Annotated in this window: 10 protein-coding genes and 1 pseudogene; 8 read left to right on the top strand and 3 right to left on the bottom strand. The window is 61.6% G+C overall.

From position 1 onward, the window contains the following. The 4 genes from DH08_RS35865 to DH08_RS28445 all read left to right on the top strand — a co-directional run. The coding region (locus DH08_RS35865) for a zinc-binding dehydrogenase (RefSeq protein ID WP_428339363.1) at positions 1–552 on the top strand (552 nt) is incomplete at its 5' end. A 552-nt stretch (positions 553–1104) separates the two neighbouring features. Next, a complete protein-coding gene (locus DH08_RS28455) occupies positions 1105–1596 on the top strand; it encodes an MOSC domain-containing protein (protein WP_192182566.1) in 492 nt (163 codons plus the stop codon). 5 nt (positions 1597–1601) lie between these two features. Then, a complete protein-coding gene (locus DH08_RS28450; protein WP_192182565.1) occupies positions 1602–2552 on the top strand; it encodes a PDR/VanB family oxidoreductase in 951 nt (316 codons plus the stop codon). Positions 2553–2604: 52 nt separating this feature from the next. Next, entirely contained in the window at positions 2605–5001 is a 2397-nt protein-coding gene (locus DH08_RS28445; RefSeq protein WP_192182564.1) for a transketolase, read from the top strand. 70 nt (positions 5002–5071) lie between these two features. Here DH08_RS28445 and DH08_RS28440 read toward each other — a convergent pair whose 3' ends face one another. Next, complete coding sequence (locus tag DH08_RS28440) at positions 5072–5689, bottom strand: helix-turn-helix domain-containing protein (protein WP_192182563.1); 618 nt, start codon at positions 5687–5689, stop codon at positions 5072–5074. A 145-nt stretch (positions 5690–5834) separates the two neighbouring features. On the opposite strand from DH08_RS28440, the gene DH08_RS28435 reads away from it, so the two are divergent. The 4 genes from DH08_RS28435 (at position 5835) to DH08_RS28420 (ending at position 9491) form a co-directional block, all read left to right on the top strand. After that, positions 5835–6968: a trans-sulfuration enzyme family protein gene (locus DH08_RS28435; protein WP_192182562.1), complete on the top strand. Its 1134-nt coding sequence runs from the start codon at positions 5835–5837 to the stop codon at positions 6966–6968. A 127-nt stretch (positions 6969–7095) separates the two neighbouring features. Continuing rightward, positions 7096–7818 carry a B3/B4 domain-containing protein gene (locus tag DH08_RS28430; protein ID WP_246801020.1) on the top strand — a complete coding sequence of 241 codons (723 nt, stop codon included), beginning with the start codon at positions 7096–7098 and terminating at the stop codon, positions 7816–7818. Then, positions 7819–8442 (top strand): FMN-binding negative transcriptional regulator, encoded by a 624-nt coding sequence (locus tag DH08_RS28425; RefSeq protein WP_192182560.1) that lies wholly within the window; start codon positions 7819–7821, stop codon positions 8440–8442. Between the two features lie 245 nt (positions 8443–8687). Then, positions 8688–9491: a PhzF family phenazine biosynthesis protein gene (locus DH08_RS28420; protein ID WP_192182559.1), complete on the top strand. Its 804-nt coding sequence runs from the start codon at positions 8688–8690 to the stop codon at positions 9489–9491. Positions 9492–9682: 191 nt separating this feature from the next. Here the strand turns inward: DH08_RS28420 and DH08_RS28415 are convergent. Then, positions 9683–9915 (bottom strand): annotated as a pseudogene (locus DH08_RS28415) (DUF736 domain-containing protein); the annotation flags it as partial. A gap of 142 nt (positions 9916–10057) precedes the next feature. Then, complete coding sequence (locus DH08_RS28410; protein WP_192182557.1) at positions 10058–11101, bottom strand: hypothetical protein; 1044 nt, start codon at positions 11099–11101, stop codon at positions 10058–10060. Between the last annotated feature and the right edge of the window lie 23 nt (positions 11102–11124).

Below are 11124 nucleotides of genomic sequence, written 5' to 3'. Positions count from 1 at the left end.
TTGGCTTTGCCGACAAGGCGGGTGATTTCGATCTCCAGACCGACGATGCCCTTGACCATTGCATCGACAAAGTCCTTGGGCGCGTCACTGACGGCGTATTTTTCGCTACTCAAGACCGGCAATCCGAAACAGGGCGAAACAGTCTTGATCTCGGCGGCCACTGGTGGCGTGGGGCAGATTGCGGGGCAAATCGCCCGGATCAAGGGACTTGATCCGGTTGCTGTTGTGGGCACGGACGCAAAACTCGAATGGTGCAAAAAGCTTGGGCATCGCGAAGGCGTCAACCACCGAACCTCGACTGACTTGGTGGCCGATGTCGCCGCTGCGTGTCCAAACGGAGTGGACGTGTTTATCGATAATACTGCGGGACCGATCCATGATGCGGCAATGTTAAATCTTAATACGTTCGGTCGAGTTATCGTCGTCGGAACGATCGCTTTGGCCGATCGATTTGATCAACCAGATATCGGTGTGCGGCATCTCAGGAAAACTCTGATAGCCCGCGCTCGGATCGAAGGCTTTTTGCTCGATGACCATGAATACGAATTTTAGACAGAAGGCCGACCTGTTATCTTGGTATAAACAGGGACTTCTTGAGACGAGAGAAGACGTCGCTGAAGGGATCGAAGCGGTCCCTTATGCCTTTGTACGCATGTTGAATGGGGAGAACTTTGGCAAGCAGTTAATAAAACTTATGAAATCAAGGGTCCTGCTGAGTGGCCGGTTGGCACGAATGGCCTGCTCAAGACTCCCGCGCGCAACGAACCGATGTTGTTCAAGGACTCGGTTCCCCGGGATCAAGCACCAGGGAATCCTCATTCCGATTCCGAGTTCAAAAGACGCGCTCTAGGTAACGGCCGGCACGGCGAAACGGGCCCTGACTTATGACGTTCAGCGATCTGCGGGATTGCCGACTGGATCAGGCACAATCGCAAAAACTGGCTCTGTCAGTCAGGCCAGTTCTCGGGCAGAGGTTTCGCCGGATCAGACTGTGACCCTGCCCCGGAGCGCGGAAGCAAACATGGCGAACGGACATATCGAGGATACCTTCAAATCCGGCTGGAAGCTGGACGCCGCGACTGCGGTCATAGGGGGCGAAGAAACATGACGTGGCAGGGAACGCTGCTCCACATCCATGTCGCGCCAGCCGCATCGTACGAAATGGAAGAGTTGATGGAGGCACAACTCGTTGCCGGGCGCGGCATTGTCGGGGATCGATACTATCTTGGAACGGGTACCTACTCTCCGAAAACCGACGTGCGGGAAGTGACGCTGATCGAGATCGAAGTCCTGGAAGCCATGGCACAGGGCGAGCCCAGGATTCCGGGTTTCAAGGCCACGCTCGCACCCGAAGATCATCGGCGAAACCTGACCACGCGCGGCGTACCGTTGGGTCATCTGGTTGGTACGCGCTTTCGGATCGGGGAAACCGTCCTGCGGGCTGCGCGGATGAATTTTCCCTGCAAGTATATCGAGCAACTGCTCGGCATTCCCGGTCTTTACGAGGGGCTTCTGAACCGCTCTGGCCTGAACTGCGCGATCGAGGTTGGCGGCGTAATCCGCCCCGGTGATCCGATTCTACCAATTGACGGGTAATCGATATGGCCTCGCCCCGCATCATCATGAAACTGACCGTGACCGCCACCCGCAAAGAGTCGGGCGACGTCCTGGTCATCGATCTGAAGCACACGCGCAAACCTCTGCTTCCGCCCTTCGAACCGGGCTCTCACGTCGATGTTCATCTGCCTGATGGGAAAGTGCGCCAGTATTCGCTCTGCGGCGATCCGACAGATCTGAGCCGCTACACAATCGCGGTGAAGCGCGAAGAGGTTGGTCGCGGCGGCTCGGCGTGGATCCACGAGGCGGTGGCGGCCGGATGCATGCTCCCGGTTTCTGCTCCTCGCAATCATTTTCCGCTTGCTCAACGCGAAGGGCCAACCGTGCTGCTGGCGGGAGGCATCGGGATCACCCCGATCCTGGCAATGGCACGCGCCTTGGAGCGGCAGGGCAAGACGTGCGAGCTGCATTACTTCACCCGCAGCCGGGCACTCGCGCCTCTGTTGTCGGTCATCGAGCGGGAGCTCGACTGCAACACCGTGTGGCTGCATTTCGACGACGAACCGGAGACCAGGCAGGATCTTGAAACGTTGCTATCGACGCGTTCCTCCGACGCACAGCTCTATTATTGCGGTCCACCGGGCTTCATGGCGGCCGTGGAGCGGGCCAGCGCGCACTGGTCGGAAGGCACCGTGCATTTCGAGGCTTTTCAGCCGCCGGAGCAGGACGGTGCGCCACCCGAACCTTTCACGATCACCCTTCGCGACGGGGCAGTGGTTCCTGTCGCGGCCGATACTTCGGCACTCGCGGCGTTGCGCGCCGCCGGCGTGCTGCTCATGGCGTCCTGCGAGAACGGGGTTTGCGGAACCTGCGAATGCGGAATTCTGGAAGGGCAGCCGCTCCATCGGGATGCTGTCCTGTCCAAGGAGGCCCGGACTCATCGGTTCATTCCATGCATATCGCGCGCAACCGGCGTGTTGAGACTCGATCTGTGAAGCCAACTCCATCTGGAAGCACCGGTGCGAGGCGTCAAATGCGGAGACTTGGATGACATCGAAGTTCGCCTATCTCAGCCAGATCGAGCGCTGCGTCTCGTGGCTTGCCGCATGGACGGTCCACCACGCCAACCACGTCCGCGAAAGCGACGAGGTCAAGGTTGGTGGCCATCAGGCCTCCTCCGCCTCTCTCGGCACGATCATGACCGCGCTTTATTACGCTGCACTGCGTCCGCAGGACCGGGTGGCGGTCAAGCCCCATGCCGCCCCGATCTTCCATGCGATTCAGTATCTGTCCGGGAATCAGACACGCGAGAAACTCGAAAACTTCCGCGGCTATAAGGGCGCCCAGAGTTACCCCTCGCGGACTAAGGACGTGGACGATGTCGATTTCTCGACCGGCTCGGTGGGCCTGGGGGTCGCTCAAACGCTCTTTTCCTCCCTCGTGCAGGACTATGTGTCCGCCCATGGTTGGATGAAGGGTCGGCCCGAGGGGCGCATGGTGAGCCTGATCGGCGACGCCGAGATGGACGAGGGCAACATCTACGAGGCTCTGATCGAGGGTTGGAAGCACGGCCTGCGGAACTGCTGGTGGATCGTGGACTACAACCGTCAGTCGCTCGACGCGGTCATCCGCGAAGGTCTCTGGCAGCGCTTCGAGCAGATCTTCAAGAACTTCGGCTGGGAAGTGGTGATCCTGCGCCATGGCTCCCTCCAGCAGGCCGCCTTTGCCGAACCGGGAGGGGAGAAGCTGCGCGATTGGATCGAGCGGTGCTCCAACCAGCTTTATTCGGCGCTCACCTTTCAGGGCGGTGCGGCCTGGCGGAAGCGGCTGCTCGACGAGATTGGCGATCAGGGGCCGGTCACCGAGCTAATCGAACGCCGTTCTGACGACGAGTTGCAGACGCTCATGGTCAACCTGGGCGGCCACGACCTGCCGAGCCTTCTCGAGGCCTTCGAGGCGGCCTCGCAGCATGACCGACCGGTCTGTTTCATCTGTTACACGATCAAGGGTTATGGCTTGCCGCTGGCCGGCCACAAGGACAACCATGCCGGCCAGATGACGCCCGCCCAGATGGAAGGCTTCCGCCAGCGGATGGGAGTCCGGCCCGGCGAGGAATGGGATAAATGGGCCGCGGCGACGTTGCCTCCGGCAGAACTCGAGGCCTTCATCGCCCAAGCGCCGTTCTTCAGCGAGGGCCGGCGCCGGCTTACCGCGCCCGGCATTCCGGTTCCCGCGACACTGCCCGCGCCAGCACACGGAGGCAAGCAGGTCTCAACCCAAATGGGTTTCGGCCAGATCCTCAACGAGATTGCGCGCAGTGAAACGCCGCTCGCCGAGCGCATCGTCACAACGTCCCCGGACGTCACGGTATCGACCAATCTCGGCCCTTGGGTCAATCGACGCGGACTCTTCGCCCGCGAGAGCATGGCCGATACCTTCAAGGCCGAGCGTATCCCTTCAACCTACACCTGGGAGTTCGGGCCCAAGGGGCAGCACCTCGAACTCGGCATCGCCGAATCCAATCTCATGATTATGCTCGGGGCGCTGGGCCTGTCGCATTCCGTGAATGGCGTGCGGTTGTTGCCGATCGGGACTGTGTATGATCCCTTCATCTATCGCGCGGCTGATCAGCTGAACTATGCCTGCTACCAGGATGCGCGCTTTCTGCTGGTCGCCACGCCCTCCGGCGTGACCCTCGCCCCCGAGGGAGGAGCGCATCAGTCGATCGGCACGCCACTGATCGGCATGGCGCAGGACGGGCTTTGCGCCTTCGAGCCGGCCTTCGTAGATGAGCTCGCGGTGATCATGCGTTTCGCCTTCGACTACATGCAGCGGAACGGCGAAGGCGATCCCGATGAAACGACATGGCTGCGTGATCAGACCGGCGGATCGGTCTATCTGCGCCTGTCCACCCGGCCCTCGGACCAGCCTCATCGGGACATAGGTGCGGAGCTGGCGCGCGACATCGTCAACGGTGCTTATTGGCTGCGCCCGCCCGGACCGAACGCCAGCGTTATCATCGCCTATCAGGGCGTCGTCGCGCCGGAAGCGATTGCCGCGACGGGTCTTCTTGCGGAAGACCGGCGCGATGTCGGGCTGTTGGCGATTACATCCGCTGATCGGCTCAATGCGGGCTGGCAGGCCGCGGAGCGTGCCCGGCAGCGCGGAACAGTCGCCGCGACGAGCCACATCGAGCGCCTGCTGGCGCCACTGTCGCGCGATTGCGGGATCGTCACCGTGATCGATGGTCACCCCGCGACGCTCGCCTGGATCGGTGGCGTGAACGGTCATCGCGTCAAGGCTCTGGGGGTCGAGCATTTTGGCCAGACGGGGACTATCGCAGACCTCTATCGTCACCACGGACTCGATGCGAATGCCATCGCGCACGCGGCGCAGGCGGTCAGTGCCGGACGCAGCATTCGCTATTTGAAGTCGCTCCCTTGAGCCGCCGCCGGATGCCTTGCGCGATTGCCACGATGGCGGTTGCGCAAGAGCCAGATCGATTCGAAGCCGATCACGACGGATGGGTCATGTCTGTCTCCTCTCCGCGTTCGAGCACAGCCATTGAAAACGAAACAGGCTGATCGTCCGCGGCAGCATAGGAGTGCGGCTGATCGGTGACGAGCCGCGCGGCTTCGCCAGCCTGCAATGTCATAGTCTCAGAGCCGACGGTGATCTTGAGACTTCCTCGCGCGACCGAAAGAAGCTCACGGGTGCCCCGGCTGTGAGGGTCCGACCGATGGATGTCGCCGGGCACAATCGTCCAGGACCAGATCTCGAACATCGTCCGGCCTGACGTCGAGGCTTCCAATTTCGCCTCGCTTCCATGCGGTGTTTTCCAAAGTGTTGCAGGATTGGTGCGCTCTATCGGACCACCTGAGAGCTCCTCGGAGGAGGCGCCCAACAGATCGGTAACTGACAGAGAGAAGGCGATCGCCAGACGGCACAGCACCCCGATGCTCGGATTGGCCCTTCCCTGTTCGATGGCCACGACGGTGCCCTTCGACAGGCCGGAGAGCGCAGCAAGTCCATCCAGGCTCAAGTTCTGGGCTCGGCGCAGATGCTGCACCCTCAGTGATAGTGCGGTCCCAAGTTGTCTCTCCGTTGCCTCTGCCATTTCATCGTCGGTCATTATATTGACTTCCACTGACGGATCCCATACGGTCACTATAATGACCGGCGCGGACAGTTCAACCGGGCCGTCTCGAAACGCCAGGATCGATGTTCCTGGCCCTTCCAGCCATATTCCTTCTGAAATCAAGCTGAGGAAGCGCACCATGTACCTCGAGACCAAGGCGATTCACGCGGGCCGGAAGGTCGATCCGTCCACCGGGGCCATCACCCTTCCGTTCCACCCCAGCACGACCTTCGAGCGAAGCGCGGACGGCTCCTTCCCGTCCGGCTATGAATATATCCGGGATGACAACCCGACGCGGCACGCGTTCGAGACGGCGATGGCTGCGCTCGAAGGCGGCCAGGCCGCTGTCGCCTTTTCGTCCGGCATGGCCGCGATCACCGCGGTGTTCGAGGGGCATGCTAGCAAGGGCAATCGCATCGTCGTACCGGACGACATGTATTTCGGCATCCGGTCGCTGATCGATGAAACCGACATCGGGCACAGGTTCGACTTCGTCGCCGTTGACATGCGCGACATGGACGCCTTGCGCGCGGCTGTCGGTGCCGCGCCCACCGGCCTCGTCTGGATCGAGACCCCCTCCAACCCGCTTATCCGTATCGTGGACATCCGGGCGACTTGTGACCTCGCGCACGAGGCCGGTGCGCTCGCGGTGGTGGACAATACCTGGGCGACGCCCGTCCTGCAGCGCCCGTTCGAGCTCGGGGCCGATGCTGTCGTGCATTCGGCAACGAAATACATCGGCGGCCATTCCGACCTGATGGCAGGGGTCGTCGTCCTGCCGGAGGCTTCGCCGCTGGAACGCCCCTTGCGCATGATTCAACGTCACAAGGGAAGCGTTGCGGCCCCCTTCGACTGCTGGCTGGCGCTGCGCGGGCTGCAGACCTTGCCGGTTCGTATGCGAGCCCATTGCGAGGGCGCTCAAAAGGTCGCCGAAGCGTTGCGAAAGCATTCCGCTGTCGAAGCCGTCCTCTTTCCCGGCCTACCGGGCGACCCGGGGCATGCGTTGGCCGGGCGGCAGATGTCGGGCTATGGCGCTATGCTTTCCTTCATCGTCGGCGGCGGTGCCGAGGCCGCCATGACGGTTGCTGGCCGGCTCAAACTCGTGGTGCGGGCCACGAGCCTCGGGGGCACGCATTCGCTGATCGAGCACCGGGCCTCCGTCGAAGGGCCGAAATCGATGGCTCCGTCGGGGCTCTTGCGACTCTCCGTCGGGCTCGAGCATCCCCAGGACATCATTGACGATCTCCAGCAGGCTTTGTCGGTGGCCGGATGACTCGGCGGCCTTGTGCGACATGCGCGACCGGATTCCCACAAGTCCGAGGAGCCCGCCTTGCCCGCGATGTTCGATATTGCCCTAAATGAACCGTAACGCAGAGCCTTCCCGCAGGACGCAGCAGCCCATGTCTTTCACGCCCATGATCGCCCCCGAGATTTACGCCCGGCACCCGAACTTTCACTTGCTGAGCGTTGTCGTGCGAAACGCGGACGTCGACGTGCCTCAGAACCCGGCGCTCGCTGACGTGATCGCGGCCGCGGAGCAGGCCGCTCTTGGCGACGATGCCCAACGGGATGCGCATCTTGCGGCCTGGGCCGAAGCCTACAGGGCCTTCGGTGCCAACGCTAATCGAACACCCTGCTCGGCTGCGGCGCTTCTCAAGCGGATACGCAAGGATGGCTCATTGCCACGGATTTCCCCGCTGGTGGATGCTTACAACGCCCTCAGCGTGCTTTTCGGCGTTCCGATTGGGGGCGAAGACCTCGATCACTATCAGGGTCTTCCGAGACTTCTGATCGCGACGGGCGCGGAGCCGTTCGACACCGTCCAGCGAGGCGCACCGGTCACCGAGCATCCTGAGCCAGGCGAAGTCGTCTGGTGCGATGACGCCGGAGTCACCTGCCGCCGCTGGAACTGGCGGCAGGGGCGGCGGACCATGGTGACGGCCGATTCGCGTTCCCTTTGGCTTGTACTCGAGGCGCTCGAGCCCATGCCTTCGGAGCGGCTGAGGGCCGCTGGGGCGCAACTGACCGGAGTGATTGAGGCACTATGCCCAAATGCCCAGATCGAAATCGCTGGGTTGAATGCGTCAACCGGCCGCTTGAGCCACGCAATCGAGAGAAACTAAATGTACCGGCCCCGTCGATCTGTAGAAGACCGCCCCGATGTGCTTCTGGCCGCCATCCGCGAGATCGGCTTCGCCACGATCGTGACGCCGACGCCTGCAGGCATCGAGGCCACGCATGTGCCGACCATCGCGCGGCAGGCTCCGGATGGACGCCTGATCCTCGCGGCCCACGTCGCGCGTGCCAACGCGCATTGGCGCGTACCAGAGGGCAGCGCCAGTCTCGCGATTTTTCAGGGCCCTCACACATACATGTCGCCTCAGTGGTATCCGACCAAGCGCGAGACGGGAAAGGTCGTTCCCACATGGCTCTATATCGCCATACACGCGCACGGAGCCTTGACCGCAATTGACGATAGGGCCTGGCTGCGCCGTCAGGTTGAAGACTTGACCGACCGGCACGAGGCCACGCGCACAGCGCCCTGGAGCGTGTCGGATGCGCCGCAAAAATATATCGACAGCATGATGCGGGGCATTGTCGGTCTGGAATTTCGCGTCGAGCGCCTCGAGGGAGCATGGAAACTGAATGAGGAAGAGAACGCCGCCGACTTGGAGGGCACACGCAGCGGGCTTGAGGACGCCGGTCACGCAGGCGAACTCTTGGCACGAGCCCTCGCCGAGCGGTGAAGGTCGTAGAATTGCCCGCGGCGGCGGGGCCTCGACCTGTAAGATCCAAGGAGGCGGACAGCGCGCTGATCCGCCTCGAGCGCAGCAAGAGGCGAAGAGACTACCACGACCCCGACCGCCGGAAGCCTAAACCAGCTTTCGGACCCCTTGCGACCGATACGATGGACCACAGCTGCCATTGACCGGCAAGCAGATGAGCGTCCGTGAAATTAAAAGGTTGGCCGTTTGAAACGATGGATGTCCCCATGCACATGTATCAGGTAGACGCCTTTACTGACCGGCTCTTTGCGGGGAACCCCGCTGCTGTTCTGGTGCGCGACGAGTGGCTGCCGGATGACCTGATGCTTGCGATCACCCAAGAGAACAATCTTGCCGAAACTGCTTTCGTCAAAGCGCGGTCGGATGGCGAGTGGGATTTGCGGTGGTTTGCTCCGGCGCATGAGGTCGATTTCTGCGGCCATGCCACCCTGGCGACCGCGCATGTGTTGCTGACCGAGGCTAAGGCCGAAGGTCCGCTTGTCTTTCACACGCGCGTCGGCGAGCTGCGAGTTACACAAGGCCCGCATGGCTACCGACTGGACATTCCTCGTCTGCCCCCGGAGCCATTGGAGACGCTTCCCTCCGAAATCGCAGGTGTTTTCGACAATCCACCTGTCGGCATCTTCCGAAACTTCGAGAACATCTTCGCCGATCTCGGCAGCGCGGATGCTGTGCGTAGCTTCGTCCCTGACCTTGCCTCGATTGCCCGCCTCGGACCTGTGGGCCTTGCGGTGACGGGGCAGGAAGCCGTTAACGAGCAAGCGCATTTCGTGTCCCGGTACTTTGCCCCCGGTGCGGGCATTCCCGAGGATCCAGTCACTGGTTCAATTCATGCCACCCTGGTTCCTTACTGGGTCGAGCGGCTGGGTCGCGAAAGGCTGATGGCCTATCAGGCCTCGGCGCGCGGCGGCTGGCTTGATTGCGAATTGACCAAAGATCGGGTCTTTCTGGTCGGCAATGCCGTGACATTCATGAAAGCCACGGTTTCCCTTCCCAATGGTGCTGTGTAGGCGGACGGCAGCAGAGTCCACTTGGCAGCCGTACGAACTTCGCGCGTCGAGCTTCCGCTCGCCACCCGAAAACCGAACTCGAACTGAGGTGCCATCCATCGTAGCAACCCAAACGGCTATGGCGGCGATCGCATATGCTGGCAGAGCATGCCGAAGGCCCGCCTTGCGGCGGGACCCTCTCGTCTATGCGATCAATCCCGGCTCGGCCGGGACCAGATCAGCTGCAGGCCTTCCTCGCCTTCGACCTCGACCAGCGTGGCGTAGATCGGAGCGGGAAAGCTCGGATCATCCAGCTTGACCGAGATGTAGTCGCGGCCCTGGTTGGAGACCTTCTGCTGTGCGGCGCCGAACTCGACATTCGCGGCGGCGAAGATGCGGAAGTGCCCCTTGTCGGAGGATTCTCGGTGCGCACCATCCGGGCCTCGCCGGTGTAAGAACATTCGGCGCCGATCATCGCCGCCGGTCATGCGTGCAGCCCCATATCTAGCGGTTGGTTCGCAAAGTACATAATCGCCTAGCTTTTAGTCTCCGGACGCTGGCGGTGGTCTAACCGTATTTCTTGCCAATCACCCAGTGCCGTCGGGCCAGCGGATCTCGAATCCGCCCGCTTCAATGGGCCAAGCCAGGCCAAAGCCGTTGTCAAACGCCAAACTTAGATCGTTCTTGCTCGTCACCTTCGCACCGACCAAAACGATCTGCCGGCCGGTCCACCGCTGATGCTGCCGGTAGTCGAGCAACTGGCCAATGGCGGCGCGGATCGCGAAGCGCACCGTGGCCGCATTAGCGGGCTTTATCTCGACCATCACTTCCGGCATACCCTCAACCGCAAACCGAAGGTCGTCGCGAAAACAAGCCGGGAAATCAATCCGCGGATATCGCTTGCTGATAAACGCAACGAACTGTTTGTGCAGTGTATCGTGCTGAGGATGGACATTGATCTCATACTCCCGCACATACCGTTTATAGGCCTCGGACGCTGCCGCTCCAGCCGGTCTACCACGGCCTCGATCGGTATCTAGCGATGCTCCGACGGGAGCAACTGGTTCGCCCTCCATAAATGCCTTTACTTTCTTGACGAATGCTCTAGCGGATCGATCGGTCGTATCGTCCGCATACCACCAGCTTGCCTGGCCACTCCACCCTTTGCCACGCCGCAATCTTAGATGCCGCTCCTCCGGTGGCAGCACGAATGCATTTTCGGCGAGCGTCCTAACCCTGAACGACCTGATTTCGTCCTTGTAGTGCTGGGCGGAGGGGTTACGACCCTTGAAACGCTGGCGATGGCGGTACAACCGCGCACCGCGATACCATCCGACGACCACGCGTGGATCTTTGCCTTCCGCCGGAGCCGTCCACACGATGTCCACTCCGTCGACAAAATCGTCGGACTTGTCTGAACCCAGGTTCTCGATGCGCACCTGCCGATCCAACTTGCCCTTGATCGTCTCGAAGTGGCCATAGACGTAGCCATCGTCGGCCTCGACGAAGTTACATTCTTCGCCGCAAAACCCCTCCTTATTGGGAAATGACCCGCCACCAAGTGGCGGGTCATCGGCGCTCCGCCCGGCGTAGTTCTTCATCCATGCGACATTGCAGAATAAAATGGGCATCTTTCAGTCTCCGCCGAAGGGAC

The sequence above is a fragment of the Mesorhizobium amorphae genome (assembly GCF_014843845.1).
Taxonomy (GTDB): Bacteria; Pseudomonadota; Alphaproteobacteria; order Rhizobiales; family Rhizobiaceae; genus Mesorhizobium; species Mesorhizobium amorphae_A.
The sequence above is the reverse complement of the archived record's forward strand: the minus strand, read 5'-3'. Positions and strand labels throughout refer to the sequence as shown.